A 16,965-nucleotide genomic window follows, 5' to 3' on the forward strand; every position below is an offset into this window, starting at 1 on the left:
CGGGCAGGGCCGCCTGCCGCACAGGGTAAGCACGGCCCCCATAAGCTCTTTCAGGGAAACCTCGGGGCCAGTAGCTGTGCTTATTGCCCCGTCGTTACACCGGCTTGAGCGGGATGTACAACTCGCCACCACCCTTCTGGAACTCTGCCGCCTTGGCCTCCATACCCTGGGCCAGGGCTTCGGCCTCAGCCACGCCCTTTTGCGCTGCAAAGTCGCGCACTTCCTGCGTGATCTTCATCGAGCAGAACTTGGGGCCACACATCGAGCAGAAATGCGCCACCTTGGCCGAGTCCTTGGGCAGGGTCTCATCGTGGTATTCCTTAGCCGTCTCGGGGTCCAGGCCCAGGTTGAACTGATCCTGCCAGCGGAAGTCGAAGCGCGCCTGGCTCAGCGCATCGTCGCGCGAGCGGGCCCCGGGGTGGCCCTTGGCCACGTCGGCCGCATGCGCGGCGATCTTGTAGGCAATGATCCCCTGCTTCACGTCGTCGCGGTCGGGCAGCCCCAGGTGCTCCTTGGGCGTCACATAGCACAGCATGGCCGTGCCCATCCAGCCGATCATGGCGGCGCCGATGGCACTGGCGATGTGGTCGTAGCCGGGTGCGATGTCGATGGTCAGCGGGCCCAGGGTGTAGAACGGCGCCTCGTGGCAGGTCTTGAGCTGCTCGGTCATGTTGGCCTGGATCATGTGCATGGGCACGTGGCCGGGGCCTTCGATCATGGTCTGCACGTCGTGCTTCCAGGCCACCTGGGTCAGCTCGCCCAGCGTGTGCAGCTCGGCAAATTGCGCTTCGTCGTTGGCGTCCGATGCGCAGCCTGGGCGCAGGCCGTCGCCCAGGCTAAACGACACGTCGTACGCCTTCATGATGTCGCAGATGTCCTCGAAGTGCTCGTACAAAAAGCTTTCGCGGTGGTGCGCCATGCACCACTTGGCCATGATGGAGCCGCCGCGCGAGACGATGCCCGTGCGGCGCTGCGCCGTGAGGTGGATGTAGGCCAGACGCACGCCAGCGTGGATGGTGAAGTAGTCCACGCCCTGCTCAGCCTGCTCGATCAGCGTGTCGCGGAAGATTTCCCAGGTCAGGTCTTCGGCCACGCCGCCCACCTTTTCCAGCGCCTGGTAGATGGGCACCGTGCCGATCGGCACGGGCGAGTTGCGCACGATCCAGTCGCGTGTGGTGTGGATGTTCTTGCCGGTGCTCAGGTCCATCACGTTGTCAGCACCCCAGCGGATCGCCCACACGAGCTTTTCCACTTCTTCCTCGATGCTCGATGTGACAGCCGAATTGCCGATGTTGGCGTTGATCTTGACCAGGAAGTTGCGGCCAATCGCCATCGGCTCCACCTCGGGGTGGTTGATGTTGGCGGGGATGATGGCGCGGCCCCGGGCCACTTCATCGCGCACAAATTCGGGGGTGATGATGCGCGGGATGCTTGCGCCCATCGGGTTGCCCATCAGGCGCTTTTCACGGCCTGCGTCGGCCATGTACTGCTCCATCCATTCGCGCTTGCCGTTTTCGCGGATGGCGACGTACTCCATCTCGGGCGTGACGATGCCCTTCTTGGCGTAGTGCATCTGCGTGACATTGGCACCCGCCTTGGCTCGCAGGGGCTTGCGCTGCAAGGCGGCGGCCTCGGCGCGCAGCTGGGCGAGGCGGGTGGCATCTTCGCTCTTTTGGCCGTCGTCCAGCGCTACGGGGGCGCGGCCTTCGTAGTGCTCCACATCGCCACGGCCGGTGATCCAGCCACCGCGCACGCTGGCCAAGCCCTGGCGCACGTCGATCACGGCGTTGGGATCGGTGTAGGGGCCGGAGGTGTCGTACACGCTGACCAGCTCGCCGTTGGTGAGCGCGATGTCGCGCACGGGCACGCGCAGGTCGGTGTGCAGATGGCCGGGGATATAGGCCTTGCGGGATGCGGGGAAGGGTTCGCGGGTGCGTGCGAGCAGCTCGGCGAACTTTTCAGGGGCAGCCAGTGTGGCGTGGGGGTCGGGGGCGTTCATGGGCAGGTCTCCTGGTTCCGGTGGCGGTGGGTCTGCTCCGGAATGGACCTGTGCGCCCCTCGGGTGGCTGCGCATGGCAGCACCTGAGGCAAGGCGTGCCCACAGGGAGTGCGGGCACGGGGACAAGGAGGTCGGCTCTTCTTCCGCCGGTATGAACCGGATCAAGTTCGTCGGGTTCGCAAGCTGGCCTGAATTCCTTCAGGCCTCTCGCATCTCAGCGCATCAGCACACCCCGGAGCAGGCGCGAGTATAGGGCAGAGGAAAAACGGGGCAGCAGAGCCCCCCAATCAACAGATACATCAGGCCAGGCGGCCGATGAGGATCACCGCGAAGAAAAAGACGGCGGCAATCACTGTCCACTTGAGGATGACGAGCCCCAGGCGCTTGTAGCGCGGCTGCCCGGTGCCGGCATAAAACGCAAATGACACGGCGGCCGCCAAAAGCAGCAGCATGGCCAGCCAGCGAAAGATCAACATGGCCAGCGGGCCCTACCAAGCACGCGCAGGCTGCGCAAAGCCGGTGGGTGCCTGGCGCTCGTCCTCGAAGGTGACCACCTCCCAGGCATCGCGCTGGGCCAGCAGTTCGCGCAGCAGCAGGTTGTTCATCGCATGGCCCGAACGGAAGGCGCTGTAGGCGGCCAGCAGCGGCTTGCCGATGAGGTACAAGTCGCCCATGGCATCCAGGATCTTGTGCTTCACGAACTCGTCGTCGTAGCGCAGGCCGTCACTGTTGAGCACCTTGTAGTCGTCCATCACGATGGCGTTGTCCAGCCCGCCTCCCAGCGCCAGGCCGTTGGAGCGCATCATCTCCACATCGCGGGTGAAGCCAAACGTGCGCGCACGGGCAATGTCGCGGCTGTAGTTGCCTTGCCCCAGGTCAAACTCCACGCGCTGGCCGGTGGAGTCCACGGCCGGATGGTCAAAGTCGATTTCAAAACTGAGCTTGTAGCCGTGGTACGGCGTGAGGCGCGCCCACTTAGCATTGGCACCCTCGCCCTCGCGCACCTCCACGGGGCGGGTGACACGGATGAAGCGCTTGGGCGCGTTCTGCAGCTCCACCCCGGCGCTTTGCAGCAGGAACACGAACGAGGCTGAAGACCCGTCGAGGATGGGGACCTCCTCGGCCGTAATGTCCACGTAGAGGTTGTCAATGCCCAGCCCCGCACAGGCCGACATCAGATGCTCCACGGTGTGCACCTTGGCATTGCCCACCGCGATGGTGGACGCCAACCGCGTGTCCGTCACCGCCTCGGCACGGATGGGAATGTCTACCGGCTGCGGCAGGTCCACCCGCCGGAACACGATGCCCGTGTCCGGCTGCGCGGGCCGCAGGGTCAACTCGACCCGCTGGCCGCTGTGCAGACCCACGCCTACGGCGCGGGTCAGGGTCTTGAGGGTGCGTTGCTGGAGCATCCGTGCATTTTAGTTTCTGCGGCACCGCCCCGCACGCGCCGAGGTCTTGTCGGCTACGTAGAGCTACCGCCGCGTTTTCACCTACTGTGCAGGCCCCATGCTTGGTCGCAAAATTTGGTACAGAGGGCCTTGGAAACCACAACATGAACACATTAAACCCGCCCCACAGGAGACTCCCATGAGCAAGCTCAGTTTCAAGATGAAGGTCATGCTCATGATCGGCACCGCGCTCACGGCGCTGCTGATCATGGCCATCCTGTCCCTCCTCCAGGAGCGACGGCTGATCACCGAGTCCCGCAAGGACATGCTGACCACCGCCGTCCAGTCCGCCCACAGCATCGTGGTCGGCTACCAAGCCAAGGCCGCCAGCGGCGCCATGTCGGTGGAAGATGCGCAGAAAGCCGCCAAGGACGCCCTGCGCATTGCCCGTTACGGCGGCCCCGAGGGCAAGACCGAATATTTCTACATCTGGACCACGGAGGGCGTGGGCGTGATGCACCCCTTCAAGACCGAATGGGACGGGCAGGACATGCTCGGCAAGGTCAAGGACGGTTCGGGCGTGGACATCATCGGCCTGCTGGTCAACGGCATGCGCAACAGCAAGGATGGCAAGGCCTTTGTGCCCACCATGTTTGCGCGTCCCGGCCAGCAGACGCCCGTGCCCAAGCTGCAGTACATCGTCAAGGTGGATGGCTGGAACTGGATGGTCGGCTCCGGGCTGTATACGGACGACGTAGATGTCATGCTGCGCCAGGCCCTGTGGTCGAGCCTGGCGCTGGTGCTGGCGGTGTTTGTGGCGGTGGGGGTGATCGGCCTGCTGGTGTCGCGCTCGGTATTGCGCCAGATTGGCGGCGAGCCCACCCATGCCATTGCCATCATGTCCGAGGTGGCCGAAGGCAACCTGGACGCGCAGATTCCGGCCGCCCCTCCGGGCTCCATGCTGGACGGCCTCGCACACATGGTGACCTCGCTGCGCAAGCTGGTGACCGAAGTGCGCTCGGCCACCGACAGCATCGCCACCGCGTCCAGCGAAATTGCGCAAGGCAACAACGACCTGGCCCACCGCACCGAAGACACGGCCAGCAACCTGCAGACCACAGCCAGCAGCATGGAGGAGCTGACCAGCACGGTGAAGCAGACGTCCGACTCCGCGCAGACCGCCAACCAGATGGCCACGTCCGCCGCCGAAGTGGCCGCACGCGGGGGCGAGGTGGTGTCGCAAGTGGTGTCCACCATGCAGGACATCAACGCCAGCAGCAAGAAGATCAGCGACATCATCGGCGTCATCGACGGGATCGCGTTCCAGACCAACATCCTGGCGCTCAACGCCGCCGTGGAGGCCGCCCGCGCAGGGGAACAGGGCCGGGGCTTTGCAGTCGTGGCGGGCGAGGTGCGCAGCCTGGCGCAGCGCAGCGCCGAGGCTGCCAAGGAGATCAAGTCGCTGATCGGCGCGTCGGTCGAAAAGGTCGAGTCCGGCACCGCCCTGGTGGGCAATGCGGGCGCCACCATGACGGAGATCGTGGCCAGCGTGCAGCGCGTGACCGACATCATTGGCGAGATCCGTGCGGCCACATCGGAGCAGAGCCAAGGCATCGCGCAGGTCAACACGGCCATGAACCAGCTGGACCAGATGACCCAGCAAAACTCGGCGCTGGTGGAAGAATCCACGGCCGCCGCCGACAGCCTGCGCGAGCAAGCCATGAAGCTCACCCAGGTGGTGGCGCTGTTCCGCGTGAACGGCAGCACCTCCGCGCCCGCCCCAGCCAGCCGCCCCGCAGCCGCGCCCCACCCCACCGTGGCCCCCGCCGTGCGTGCGGCAGCGCCCCGCCCGGCCCTGGCCAAGGCGCCGGCAGCCCCTCGCCCTGCGGCGCCTTCACCCGCCCCAGCGGCGGCATTGCCCCCCAAGGCCAGCAGCCCCAAGCCTGCGGCAGACAACAACGATGATTGGGAGTCTTTCTGATCGCTGAGAGGCCTTGGGCCACCCAGGCCTGAACGCGCGCTGAAGCACGCTACATCAGTAAAAAAGCCCTGCCAGCTTGCGCTGGCAGGGCTTTTTGTTTTACCCCCCATCAAGGGGCGGCGGAGTGCGATCAGCGGGGCTGTCAGTCCGCCTGCTTGCGCAGGAAGGCGGGGATCTCCAGGTCATCCATGCCGCCGGACGACAGGGCATCCACGCGGGCTGCCGCCTGCGTGCGGTTGGTGCGCCACACGCTGGGCACCGACATGCTGCCGTAGTCGGCCTGGGCACTGCCCGCATGGCCGCCAGGCACGCCCACAGCGGCACCCAGCGTGCCCACACCGGCGACGGGCATCTGGTAGGCCATGTTGTCCGTGCCCGTGCGCAGACCACCTTGCACCACCGAGATGGGCTGGCGGCGTGCATTGGCACGCGACAGGCCCGTGGCCACCACCGTCACGCGGATCTCATCGCCCAGGCTTTCGTCGTAGGCGGCGCCGAAGATCACGTGCGCGTCGGTCGATGCGTAGGCGTTGATGGTGTTCATGGCCTGGCGCGACTCGGACAGCTTGAGGCTGCCCTTGCTGGCCGTGACCAGCACCAGCACACCCTTGGCGCCCGACAGGTCGATGCCTTCGAGCAGCGGGCAGGCAATGGCCTGCTCGGCAGCGATGCGTGCACGGTCTGGGCCGCTCGCCGTGGCCGTGCCCATCATGGCCTTGCCGGGCTCGCCCATCACGGTGCGCACGTCTTCAAAGTCCACGTTCACCTGGCCGTATTCGTTGATGATTTCAGCGATGCCGCCCACGGCGTTCTTGAGCACGTCATTGGCGTGGGCAAAGGCCTCGTCCTGGGTGATGTCGTCGCCCAGCACGTCCAGCAGCTTTTCGTTGAGCACCACGATCAGCGAGTCCACGTTGGCTTCCAGTTCGGCCAGGCCATCGTCTGCATTCTTCATGCGGCGACCACCTTCCCAATCGAAAGGCTTGGTGACCACGCCCACGGTGAGGATGCCCATCTCCTTTGCCACGCGCGCGATCACGGGCGCCGCGCCCGTGCCCGTGCCGCCGCCCATGCCCGCCGTGATGAACAGCATGTGGGCGCCGGAAATGGCTTCACGAATATCGGCCACCGCTGCCTCGGCCGCGTCGCGGGCCTTCTCGGGCTTGCCCCCTGCGCCCAGCCCGCTGTTGCCCAGCTGGATAACGCGGTGGGCCGAGCTGCGTGTAAGCGCCTGCGCGTCGGTGTTGGCGCTGACAAACTCCACGCCCTGCACGCTGCGAGCAATCATGTGCTCGACGGCATTGCTGCCGCCGCCGCCCACACCGATCACCTTGATCTGGGTGCCCTGGTTGAATTCTTCGGCTTCGATCATTTCGATGGTCATCTTGGAGCTCCTGGTTCTAAATTCGTATGCAATTGCCAATTGAGAGATGGGATCATTTTTCTTGTAGTGCGTGGCGGTCCTGTACATCGCCATCGCTCGCGCGGTATCTGGTGAGGGCTCCCACGCGCTAGCCACAGGGGATATTTCATGGTCAGAAATTCCCCACGATGAAATCTTTGAAGCGACCGAATGCGGTCTTCATGGACCCACTCTTCTGAGCCACCTTGAAGCCGCGCAGGCGCGCCAGCCGGGCTTCTTCAAGCAGCCCCATCACCGTGGCTGCACGGGGCTGGGCCACCATGTCCGCCAGCGCACTGGAATACTTGGGGATGCCGCGCCGCACGGGCTTGAGGAAGATGTCTTCGCCCAGTTCGATCATGCCGGGCATCACCGAGCTGCCGCCCGTGAGCACGATGCCCGAGGACAGCACTTCTTCGTAACCCGACTCGCGCACCACCTGCTGCACGAGCGAGAAGATTTCTTCGACGCGCGGCTCGATCACACCGGCCAGCGCCTGTTTGCTCAGCATGCGCGGGCTGCGGTCGCCCAGGCCGGGCACTTCCACCTGCGCCTCGGGGTCCGCCAGCAGCTGCTTGGCGTAGCCGCTTTCGACCTTGATGTCTTCGGCGTCCTTCGTAGGGGTGCGCAGCGCCATCGCGATGTCGCTGGTGATGAGGTCGCCCGCAATCGGGATCACCGCCGTGTGACGGATCGCACCACCCGTGAAGATGGCCACATCCGTCGTACCTGCGCCGATGTCCACCACCACCACGCCCAGCTCGCGCTCATCGTCAGTCAGCACGGCCTGGCTGCTGGCCAGCGGGTTCAGCATGAGCTGCTCGACCTCCAGGCCGCAGCGGCGCACGCACTTGATGATGTTTTCGGCCGCACTCTGTGCACCGGTCACGATGTGAATCTTGGCCTCCAGGCGGATGCCGCTCATGCCGATGGGCTCCTTCACATCCTGCCCGTCGATCACAAACTCTTGCGGCTCCACCAGCAACAGGCGCTGGTCACTGCTGATGTTGATGGCCTTGGCCGTCTCCACCACGCGAGCCACGTCGGCCGAAGTGACCTCCTTGTCCTTCACGGCCACCATGCCGCTGGAGTTGAGGCCGCGGATGTGGCTGCCGGTGATGCCGGTGTAGACGCGCTGGATCTTGCAGTCGGCCATCAGCTCGGCTTCTTTCAAGGCCTGCTGGATGCTCTGCACCGTGGCATCGATGTTGACCACCACGCCCCGCTTGAGACCATTGCTCGGGGCCACGCCCAAGCCTGCGAGCTTCAGCTCGCCATTGGGCAGAACCTCGGCCACCACGGCCATGACCTTGGCGGTGCCAATGTCCAGCCCCACGACGACGTCTTTGTATTCTCTTGCCATATCAGTCTCTGCCCTTCTCGGTTCTGTCCCGCTGTCCCACCAAGCCCTCACACCGCCCTCTCGGGGCCTGCAGCATGCTGCGTCCAGTCCTGTTGTTCCTCATGCCATCACCTCTTGCGCACAGCCGTCGCGCCGGTTGCATCTGCACTCACTGTGGTCACGCCCCGCAGGCGCAGCGCGTAGCCCCCGGCGTGGCGCAGGTCTGCCGACTCCAGCGCATCCACGCGGCGGCCGTACTGCGCGGCCACCTGGGTGAGGGTGCGCACAAACCGCTGCGTGCGCTGCACCACTTCCTGCGGCGTTCCGCCGCCCAGCTCCACCACAGCCTCGCTGTCGAGGGTGGCGCGCCAGCCGCCCCGCCCTGTCAGCTCCAGTTCTTCCACGTCCAGCCCCAGGGGTTGGAACACCGGCTCCAGCAGCCCGTACATCTGCAGCACCTCGGCCGAGCTGCCTGTAGGCCCCTGCAGGCGCGGCAGGCCTTCCTGCTCCACATCGCCCACATTCGCCTCGAAGACCTCGCCCTGGCTGTTGACCAGCGCAGAGCCAGTGTCCGGGCCCCAATACGCCACGGCGTCGTGCTCCTGCAACTCCACGCGCAGGCTGCCGGGGTAGACCCTACGCACTTGCGCGCGGCGAACCCAGGGCACCTGCTCGAAGGCCTCGCGCGCCGCGCGCAGGTCCACCGTGAAGAAGTTGCCCACCAGGTGCGGCGCCACGTTGGCCCGCAGCGTCACCGCGTTGTTGTGCACCAGTTCGCCCTGCACCACGATGCGTGCGATGGCAAAGCCGGGGTAGCGCAGCACCCACCACGCGCCCGCCGCCAGCACGGCCATGGCGCAGCCCACGAACAGGACCGATGCGGTCAGGTTCATGAGCTTGACGTCCAGGGGTGCGGGCAGGGTCTGATTCATCAGGCAGCCTTTGGCTTTGCGGGCGTGTCCAGTGCTGCATCGGCGAGGATGCGCAGGCACAGCTCTTCGTAGCTGATGCCCGAGGCACGGGCCGACATGGGCACGAGCGAATGACCCGTCATGCCAGGGGATGTGTTCATCTCCAGCAGGAAGGGCTTGCGGTCGCTCGCGCGGATCATCAGGTCGGCACGGCCCCAGCCCCGGCAGCCCAGGGTGCGGTAGGCCTCCAGCACGATGCGCTGGATTTCGCGCTCCTCGGCCTCGGGCAGGCCGCTCGGGCACTGGTACTTCACGTCGTCGGTGAAGTACTTGTTCTGGTAGTCATAGGCGCCATCGGGCGCCACGATGCGGATCACCGGCAACGCACGGGCATTGGCGCCCTGGCCCAGCACGGGGCAGGTCACCTCTTCGCCCTCGATGAATTCTTCGCACAGCACGTCCGGGTCGTACTGGGCCGACAGCTGCACGGCCTCCTGCATGTCGGAATAGCCGCGCACCTTGGTCACGCCGATGGACGAACCTTCGCGCGGCGGCTTCACGATCAGCGGCAGACCCAGCTCGTCGGGCACGGTGCGCACCACTTCACGCTGTTGACGGTCAGGGGCCAACCATACGTACCGCGGCGTGGGCAGGCCCTCGGCCAGCCACACCCGCTTGGTCATGACCTTGTCCATGGCGATGGCCGAGGCCATCACCCCGGGGCCGGTGTACGGAATGCGCAGCAGCTCCAGCGCACCCTGCACCGTGCCGTCTTCGCCATGACGGCCGTGCAGTGCGATGAAGCAGCGCGCATATCCGTCGCGCTTCAAATCGCCCAGCGCATTCTGCGCAGGGTCAAACGCATGGGCATCGACGCCCCGCGAGCGCAGCGCCTGCAGCACTCCGCTGCCCGACATCAGCGACACCTCGCGCTCGGCCGAGTCCCCGCCCATCAGGACGGCGACCTTGCCCAGCGATTTCACGTCGATATTCGATTCAGGAAGGGTCATGGTGCTCTCCCTTCATGCGCTTTTAGCTCATTATTTTGTAGCATCTCAACCACCTTGCCAGGCACGGCGCCAATGGAGCCGGCTCCCATGCACATCACCACGTCACCCGCACGTGCGTTGTCGGCGATGGCCTGGGGCAGATCGGCCACGTTGTCCACAAACACCGGTTCCACCCGCCCTGCCACCCGCAGGGCACGGGCCAGCGAGCGTCCATCGGCAGCCACGACCGGCGCCTCGCCTGCGGCGTACACCTCGGTGAGCAGTACCGCGTCGGCATTGCCGATGACTTTGACGAAATCCTCGAAGCAATCGCGCGTGCGGCTGTAGCGGTGTGGCTGGAAGGCCAGCACCAGGCGGCGCCCGGGAAACGCGCCACGTGCGGCCGCCAGCGTGGCGGCCATTTCCACGGGATGGTGGCCGTAGTCGTCGATGACCGTGAAGGTGCCGCCGTCCTTCGCGGGCAGGTCACCATAGCGCTGGAAGCGCCGGCCCACACCCTTGAAGCCCGCCAGCGCGCGTTGCACGGCCTCATCGGGGATGTTCAGCTCCACCGCCACGGCAATGGCCGACAGCGCGTTGAGCACGTTGTGCTCCCCCGCGAGGTTGAGCACGACTTCCATGTCGGGCAGCGTGACGCCGTTGCGCCGCTGCACCGTGAAGCGCATCTGGCCCGCCTCGGCGCGCACGTTGATGGCACGCACCTGGGCGTCTTCCGAGAAGCCGTAGCTGGTGATAGGGCAGGTCACGCTTTGCAGAATGTCGCGCACGGCGGGGCTGTCCACGCACAGGATGGCCGTGCCATAGAACGGCATGCGGTGCAAAAAGTCCACAAACGCGCCCTTGAGCCGGCCGAAGTCGTGGCCGTAGGTCTCCATGTGGTCGGCATCGATGTTGGTCACCACCGCCATCACGGGCAGCAGGTTCAGGAACGACGCATCGGACTCATCGGCCTCGACCACGATGTAGTCACCGCTGCCCAGCTTGGCATTGGCACCCGCGCTGTTGAGCTTGCCGCCGATCACAAAGGTCGGGTCCAGTCCCGCCTCGGCCAGCACGCTGGTCACAAGGCTGGTGGTGGTGGTCTTGCCGTGCGTGCCCGCAATGGCAATGCCCTGCTTGAGGCGCATCAGCTCGGCCAGCATCAGCGCGCGCGGCACCACGGGGATCTTCTTCTCACGTGCTGCCAGCACTTCAGGGTTGTCCGAAGTGACCGCCGTGGACGTGACCACGGCGTCGGCACCATCGATGTGCGCTGCCGCATGGCCAAGGCAGGTCTTGATGCCCAGGTCGGCCAGGCGGCGCAGCGTAGCGCTGTCGGCCAGGTCCGAGCCCGAGATGCGGTAGCCCAGGTTGAACAGCACTTCGGCAATACCGCTCATGCCGGCGCCGCCCAGGCCTACGAAGTGGATGTGGCGAATCGCGTGTTTCATGCCAACTCCTCGCAGGCAGTCACCACCTCGCGGGTGGCGTTGATTTTTTGCATGTTTTTGGCCTTGAGCGCTACATCCACAAGCGTGGACCGCTCCAATTTCAATAGCATTTCAGACAACCCTTGGGGCGTCAGGTCGCGCTGCTGCACCAGCCAGCCGCCGCCCGCATTCACCAGGAACTGCGCGTTGGTGGTCTGGTGGTCGTCCACGGCCGACGGGAAGGGTACGAAGATGGACGCAGCGCCCACGGCCGCGATCTCGGTGACGGTGCTCGCACCCGCGCGGCAGACGATGATGTCGGCCGCTGCGAACGCGCTGGCGGTGTCGTCGATGAAAGGCGTCAGCTCTGCCTCGACACCCGCGGCGGCATAGTTGGCGCGCAGCGCATCGATCTGCGCCGCACCGCTTTGGTGGACCACGGTGGGACGCTGGTTGGCAGGCATCAGCGCGATGGCCTGGGGCACGATCTCGTTGAGCGCACGTGCGCCGAGGCTGCCACCCACCACCAGCAGGCGCAGCGGGCCGCTGCGGCCCGCAAACCGTTCGGCCGGGCCGGGCTGCTGCGTGAAGGCGGTTCGCAGCGGGTTGCCCACCCACTGGCCCTTTTTAAACACGTTAGGAAAAGCGGTGAACACCCGGTCGGCCACACCGGCCAGCACCTTGTTCGCCATGCCCGCCACCGAGTTCTGCTCGTGGAGCACCAGGGGCTTGCCCGCGAGCACGCCCATCATCCCGCCCGGAAAGGTGATGTAACCGCCCAGGCCCACCACCACATCGGGCTTCACACGGCGCACGACCTGCAGCGCCTGCCAGAACGCGCGCAACAGGCGCAGCGGCAGCAGGGCCAGCGTGACGAGCCCCTTGCCGCGCACGCCGGAGAAATCGATGAGTTCCAGCGCAAAGCCGTGCTGCGGCACGATGCGCGACTCCATGCTGCCGGGCGCGCCCAGCCAGTGCACCCGCCAGCCACGCGTGCGCAACTGTTCGGCCACGGCCAGGCCGGGGAAAATGTGGCCGCCCGTACCGCCGGCCATGATCAAAGCGGTTTTCTGAACGCTCATACGCGCCCCCCTCTCATGAGGAGCTTGTTCTCGTAGTCAACTCTCAACACCACCGCCAGCGCCACCAGATTCATCAGAATCGCTGACCCGCCAAAACTCATCAGCGGCAGCGTGAGCCCCTTGGTCGGCAGCGCGCCCAGGTTCACGCCCATGTTGATAAAGGCCTGGAAGCCGATCCAGATCGCCACGCCCTGCGCGACAAGGCCGGAGAACACCCGGTCCAGCGCGATGGCCTGTCGGCCGATGTGCATGATGCGGCGGGTCATCCAGAGGAACAGGATGATGAGCGCCACCACACCCACAAGGCCAAACTCCTCGCCGATCACGGCCATCAGGAAGTCGGTGTGCGCCTCGGGCAGCCAGTGCAACTTCTCCACGCTGCCGCCCAGTCCGACTCCAAAAATCTCACCGCGCCCGATGGCGATCAGCGAGTGCGACAACTGGTAGCCCTTGCCCAGCGCATGTTGTTCGCTGAAAGGGTCGAGGTAGGCAAACACGCGCTCGCGACGCCATGGGGAGCTGGCGATCATCAACGCAAAGGCACCGACCAGCACGCCAGCAATCAGGAAGAACATGCGGGCATTCACACCGCCGAGGAACAGGATGCCCATGGCAATCACGGCCACCACCATGAAGGCGCCCATATCGGGCTCGGCCAGCAGCAGCACGCCGACGATGGCCACCGCAGCGCCCATGGGCAGCACGGCGCGGAAGAAGCGCTCCTTCACCTCCATCTTGCGCACCATGTAGTCGGCGGCATAGATCAGCACCGCAAACTTGGCCACCTCGGACGGCTGGAAGCCCACCGGCCCGATGGACAGCCAACGGCGCGCGCCATTGACCACCTTACCCACGCCGGGGATCAGCACCGCCACCAGCATCAGCAGCGCCACGATGAACAACCAGGGCGCCACGCGCTCCCACAGCGCCATGGGCACCTGGAACGCCAGCAGCGCCGCCACAAAGCCCACCACCAAGTACATCATGTGGCGGGTCAGGAAATGGGTGGGCGCATAGTTGGCAAAGCGCGGGTTGTCCGGCATAGCAATCGACGCCGAATAGACCATCACCAGCCCCCAGGCCAGCAGCGCCACCACCACCCAAAGCAGCGCCTGGTCAAAACCCAGCACACTCGCGGGCGTGCTGGACGACTGGCGGTACTCGGTGCCGCCCACGCGCACGGGCAACACGTCGGCCGCCTTGCCGGGCAGGCCGCCGAACCAGCCGGTCACGCGTTGGAGCAAGGTGCTGGCGGGTGCCGTCATTGCATGCCCTCCGCCGACTGGCCCGCATCGTCGGCCATCGCCCGCACGGTCTCGCAAAAGACGTGGGCGCGGTGCTCGTAGTCCTTGAACATGTCAAAGCTGGCACAGGCAGGCGACATCAGTACCGCATCGCCCGAATGGGCGCGCTGCGCAGCCAGTGCGACGGCCTCCGGCAAGGTGCCCGCATCGAGCAGCGGCACGCCGGCGTCCTGGAGCGCAGCGCGGATCAGCGGTGCGTCGCGGCCAATCAGCACCACCGCACGTGCATAGCGCGCGACGGGGACTGCCAGGGGCGCAAAGTCCTGCCCCTTGCCTTCTCCGCCCAGAATGACCACCAGACGCCGCTCCGTGCCCAACCCCACCAGCGCTGCCGCCGTGGCGCCTACGTTGGTGCCCTTGCTGTCGTCAAAATATTCGACGCCGTGGATGATGGCCACGGGCTCCACACGGTGCGGCTCGCCCCGGTATTCACGCAGGCCATAAAGCATGGGCGCCAGCGGGCAACCCGCTGCTGTGGCCAGCGCCAGCGCCGCCAAGGCGTTGGTGGCGTTGTGGCGCCCCCGGATGCGCAGCGCATCCGCCGGCATGAGCCGCTGGATGTGCAGGTCCTCTTCAACCTCGTTGCGGCCACGCTTGCGGGTTTCGTCGGCGTCCATGGCACGCACCAGCCAGGGCATACCACTGACCACCTCAATGCCGAAGTCGCCCGGACGCCGCGGCATGTCGCCACCAAAGGTGATGTGCGCGCGCACCTGGGGCTTTTGCAGTTTGACCTTGACGGGCGGTGGCAGCATGCCCATCACCGCAGGGTCTTCGCGGTTCAGGATCATCAAGCCCGTCTGGCCAAAGATGCGTGCCTTGGCCGCAGCGTAGGCCTCGATGCTGCCGTGCCAGTCCAGGTGGTCCTGCGTGATGTTGAGCACCGTGGCGGCTGTGGGCTCGAAGCCGCCTTCACCCCCATGCACACCATCCAGCTGAAAGCTCGACAGTTCAAGCACCCACACATCGGGCAAGGTGTCGGCATCCAGGTGTTCTGCCAGGGTGTCGAGCAGCGTCGGACCGATGTTGCCGGCCACGGCCACACGTTTGCCCGAGCGTTCCACTAGCTGGCCGGTGAGCGAGGTCACGGTGGTCTTGCCGTTGGTGCCGGTGATGGCGAGCACGGCCGGGGCATAGGCATGCGATGCACGCAGCGCGGCCAAGGCCGTGGCATACAGGCTCAGTTCACCGCCAGCGCTGATGTTGTTTGCACGAGCCGCTTCCAAAACAGGAGCCACTGCCTCGGGGCTCAGCCCTGGCGAACGATAGACCGCGTGCAGGTTCTGCCCCTGCACCAGACTGGCATCGAATGCGCCCGACACAAAACGCACCTGGGGCAGCTCCTGCTGCAGCGCGGGCAGTTGTGGCGGGGCAGCGCGCGTGTCGGCCACGGTGACCTGTGCACCGCAGCGCACACACCAGCGTGCCATCGCCATGCCCGAGGCGCCCAGGCCGAGGATCAGGATGTGCTGGTCTTGCAGCAGGTTCGCAACGCCCTCGCGCGCCGGGCCTGCAGGCACATCCGGCGTGGTGGACTCGTCGGCCTCAGCGGTCTCGGCAACGTCCGCGCTGTCCGCAGCGCCCGGCTCGGGGGCGGTCACCTCGGCAAAGATCTGCGCCACAAAGTCCGCCGCTGCCTTCGCGGCGGAGACGGCGGGCACGGCCTCGGGGTTCCAGGCGGTGCTGGTGCTTTTGGCTGCGGGCGCAGCGTCTGTGGCCTCACTGCCTGTCACGGCAACATCCTGCTGCGGATTCGCCTCAGGCGCTGCGGGCTCTGCTGGCTCTGCTGGCTCTGCGGGCAAAGGGGCCTGCATGGCCGAATCGCCCTCGGGAGCGCGGTCCGCACCCACCCCGGCCCCTGCCAACGGGGGCATAGCCTCGGGTGTACCGAGGGGGTCAGGGATAAGAGGATCGTTCGGGTTCATCGCAGTTTCAGCGTGGACAGCCCAATCAGGCACAGCAGCATGGTGATGATCCAGAAGCGCACAACCACCTGGGTCTCCTTCCAGCCGCTCTTTTCAAAGTGGTGGTGCAGCGGCGCCATCTTGAGCAGGCGGCGGCCTTCGCCGTAGCGCTTCTTGGTGAACTTGAACCAGGTCACCTGCAGCATCACCGACAGCGCCTCGACCACAAAGATGCCGCCCATGATGGCGAGCACGATTTCCTGGCGCACGATGATGGCGATGGTGCCCAGGGCACCGCCCAGCGCCAGCGCACCCACGTCACCCATGAAGACCTGGGCAGGGTGCGCGTTGAACCACAAAAACGCCAAGCCTGCGCCCGCCATGGCTGCGCAGAAGATCAGCAGCTCGCCCGACCCCGGAATGTGCGGGAAAAACAGGTACTTGGAGTACACCGAGCTACCGGTGACATAGGCAAACACGCCCAGTGCCGAGCCCACCATCACCACGGGCATGATGGCCAGGCCGTCCAGACCATCGGTCAGGTTCACCGCATTGCTCGAACCCACGATGACCAGGTAGGTGAGGATCACGAAACCCAGCACGCCCAGCGGGTAGCTCACCTCTTTGAAAAAGGGTAACTGCAGGCCCGCCTTGGGCGGCAGGTCCAAGGAGAAGCCCGACTGCACCCAGCCCACAAACAGCTCCCACACCTTGGCGTTGGAGCTTTCGGAAATGCTGAACACCAGGTACAGCGCGGCCATGAGGCCGATCACCGACTGCCAGAAATACTTCTCGCGCGAGCGCATGCCCTCGGGGTCTTTGTTGACCACCTTGCGCCAGTCGTCCACCCAGCCGATGGCGCCAAAGCCGAGCGTGACGATGAGTACGATCCAGACAAAGCGGTTGGACAGGTCAAACCACAGCAGGGTGGAAATGGCAATCGACAACAGGATCAGCACACCACCCATGGTGGGCGTTCCGCTCTTGGACAGGTGCGACTGCATTGCATAGCCACGGATGGGCTGGCCGATCTTGAGCGAGGTGAGGATGCGGATCACCTTGGGGCCAGCCACCAGCCCGATGAGCAGCGCCGTCATGGCGGCCATCACCGCACGGAACGTGAGGTACTGAAACACTCGGAAAAAGCCGAACTCGGGCGACAAGCCCTGCAGCCATTGCGACAGCATCAGCAGCATGTGGCACCTCCGGCGCAGGCTGGCACCGTGCGGG

General features: G+C 65.7%; 13 protein-coding genes and 1 riboswitch. Of the genes, 1 reads left to right on the forward strand and 12 read right to left on the reverse strand.

Annotated elements, in window-relative coordinates; translation table 11 throughout:
* Positions 1-94: 94 nt before the first annotated feature.
* The 3 genes from thiC to lpxC form a co-directional block, all read right to left on the reverse strand.
* Positions 95-1,972 carry a phosphomethylpyrimidine synthase ThiC gene (thiC, locus tag ACODSU_RS11835; RefSeq protein ID WP_488842608.1) on the reverse strand — a complete coding sequence of 626 codons (1,878 nt, stop codon included), beginning with the start codon at positions 1,970-1,972 and terminating at the stop codon, positions 95-97.
* 148 nt (positions 1,973-2,120) lie between these two features.
* Positions 2,121-2,244: riboswitch (TPP riboswitch) on the reverse strand.
* 54 nt (positions 2,245-2,298) lie between these two features.
* Positions 2,299-2,475 carry a hypothetical protein gene (locus ACODSU_RS11840; protein WP_015012563.1) on the reverse strand — a complete coding sequence of 59 codons (177 nt, stop codon included), beginning with the start codon at positions 2,473-2,475 and terminating at the stop codon, positions 2,299-2,301.
* Between the two features lie 12 nt (positions 2,476-2,487).
* Complete coding sequence (gene lpxC / locus ACODSU_RS11845; protein ID WP_015012562.1) at positions 2,488-3,411, reverse strand: UDP-3-O-acyl-N-acetylglucosamine deacetylase; 924 nt, start codon at positions 3,409-3,411, stop codon at positions 2,488-2,490.
* Positions 3,412-3,589: 178 nt separating this feature from the next.
* Between lpxC and ACODSU_RS11850 the strand changes: the two genes are divergently transcribed.
* A complete protein-coding gene (locus ACODSU_RS11850; protein ID WP_488842455.1) occupies positions 3,590-5,371 on the forward strand; it encodes a methyl-accepting chemotaxis protein in 1,782 nt (593 codons plus the stop codon).
* 142 nt (positions 5,372-5,513) lie between these two features.
* On the opposite strand, the gene ftsZ is transcribed toward ACODSU_RS11850, so the two are convergent.
* The 9 genes from ftsZ to mraY all read right to left on the reverse strand — a co-directional run bounded on the left by ftsZ (position 5,514) and on the right by mraY (position 16,931).
* Positions 5,514-6,755 (reverse strand): cell division protein FtsZ, encoded by a 1,242-nt coding sequence (gene ftsZ / locus ACODSU_RS11855; RefSeq protein WP_209816169.1) that lies wholly within the window; start codon positions 6,753-6,755, stop codon positions 5,514-5,516.
* A gap of 151 nt (positions 6,756-6,906) precedes the next feature.
* Positions 6,907-8,136 carry a cell division protein FtsA gene (gene ftsA / locus ACODSU_RS11860; RefSeq protein ID WP_015012559.1) on the reverse strand — a complete coding sequence of 410 codons (1,230 nt, stop codon included), beginning with the start codon at positions 8,134-8,136 and terminating at the stop codon, positions 6,907-6,909.
* Positions 8,137-8,243: 107 nt separating this feature from the next.
* On the reverse strand, positions 8,244-9,047 hold the full coding sequence (locus tag ACODSU_RS11865) for a cell division protein FtsQ/DivIB (RefSeq protein WP_488842456.1): 804 nt from the start codon (positions 9,045-9,047) through the stop codon (positions 8,244-8,246).
* Positions 9,047-10,036, reverse strand: a complete 990-nt coding sequence (locus ACODSU_RS11870; RefSeq protein WP_015012557.1) for a D-alanine--D-alanine ligase — start codon at positions 10,034-10,036, stop codon at positions 9,047-9,049. Before ACODSU_RS11870 ends, ACODSU_RS11865 begins: the two co-directional genes overlap by 1 nt.
* A complete protein-coding gene (gene murC / locus ACODSU_RS11875) occupies positions 10,033-11,466 on the reverse strand; it encodes a UDP-N-acetylmuramate--L-alanine ligase (protein WP_488842457.1) in 1,434 nt (477 codons plus the stop codon). Before murC ends, ACODSU_RS11870 begins: the two co-directional genes overlap by 4 nt.
* Positions 11,463-12,527: an undecaprenyldiphospho-muramoylpentapeptide beta-N-acetylglucosaminyltransferase gene (murG, locus tag ACODSU_RS11880; RefSeq protein ID WP_488842458.1), complete on the reverse strand. Its 1,065-nt coding sequence runs from the start codon at positions 12,525-12,527 to the stop codon at positions 11,463-11,465. Before murG ends, murC begins: the two co-directional genes overlap by 4 nt.
* Positions 12,524-13,792: a putative lipid II flippase FtsW gene (gene ftsW, locus ACODSU_RS11885; RefSeq protein WP_488842459.1), complete on the reverse strand. Its 1,269-nt coding sequence runs from the start codon at positions 13,790-13,792 to the stop codon at positions 12,524-12,526. Before ftsW ends, murG begins: the two co-directional genes overlap by 4 nt.
* Complete coding sequence (gene murD / locus ACODSU_RS11890; protein WP_488842460.1) at positions 13,789-15,756, reverse strand: UDP-N-acetylmuramoyl-L-alanine--D-glutamate ligase; 1,968 nt, start codon at positions 15,754-15,756, stop codon at positions 13,789-13,791. The genes ftsW and murD overlap by 4 nt, the downstream gene beginning before the upstream one ends.
* Positions 15,753-16,931: a phospho-N-acetylmuramoyl-pentapeptide-transferase gene (gene mraY / locus ACODSU_RS11895; RefSeq protein WP_015012552.1), complete on the reverse strand. Its 1,179-nt coding sequence runs from the start codon at positions 16,929-16,931 to the stop codon at positions 15,753-15,755. Before mraY ends, murD begins: the two co-directional genes overlap by 4 nt.
* Positions 16,932-16,965 lie beyond the last annotated feature (34 nt).

It is taken from the genome of Acidovorax sp. FG48 (assembly GCF_057809085.1).

What these genes read in the sequence shown, in the direction of transcription:
- lpxC (WP_015012562.1), bottom strand. Translation starts at nt 3,411, where the DNA reads ATGCTCCAGCAACGCACCCTCAAGACCCTGACCCGCGCCGTAGGCGTG.
- ftsW (WP_488842459.1), bottom strand. Translation starts at nt 13,792, where the DNA reads ATGACGGCACCCGCCAGCACCTTGCTCCAACGCGTGACCGGCTGGTTC.
- murG (WP_488842458.1), bottom strand. Translation starts at nt 12,527, where the DNA reads ATGAGCGTTCAGAAAACCGCTTTGATCATGGCCGGCGGTACGGGCGGC.
- ftsZ (WP_209816169.1), bottom strand. Translation starts at nt 6,755, where the DNA reads ATGACCATCGAAATGATCGAAGCCGAAGAATTCAACCAGGGCACCCAG.
- ACODSU_RS11850 (WP_488842455.1), top strand. Translation starts at nt 3,590, where the DNA reads ATGAGCAAGCTCAGTTTCAAGATGAAGGTCATGCTCATGATCGGCACC.
- mraY (WP_015012552.1), bottom strand. Translation starts at nt 16,931, where the DNA reads ATGCTGCTGATGCTGTCGCAATGGCTGCAGGGCTTGTCGCCCGAGTTC.
- ftsA (WP_015012559.1), bottom strand. Translation starts at nt 8,136, where the DNA reads ATGGCAAGAGAATACAAAGACGTCGTCGTGGGGCTGGACATTGGCACC.
- ACODSU_RS11865 (WP_488842456.1), bottom strand. Translation starts at nt 9,047, where the DNA reads ATGAATCAGACCCTGCCCGCACCCCTGGACGTCAAGCTCATGAACCTG.
- murC (WP_488842457.1), bottom strand. Translation starts at nt 11,466, where the DNA reads ATGAAACACGCGATTCGCCACATCCACTTCGTAGGCCTGGGCGGCGCC.
- ACODSU_RS11840 (WP_015012563.1), bottom strand. Translation starts at nt 2,475, where the DNA reads ATGTTGATCTTTCGCTGGCTGGCCATGCTGCTGCTTTTGGCGGCCGCC.
- murD (WP_488842460.1), bottom strand. Translation starts at nt 15,756, where the DNA reads ATGAACCCGAACGATCCTCTTATCCCTGACCCCCTCGGTACACCCGAG.
- ACODSU_RS11870 (WP_015012557.1), bottom strand. Translation starts at nt 10,036, where the DNA reads ATGACCCTTCCTGAATCGAATATCGACGTGAAATCGCTGGGCAAGGTC.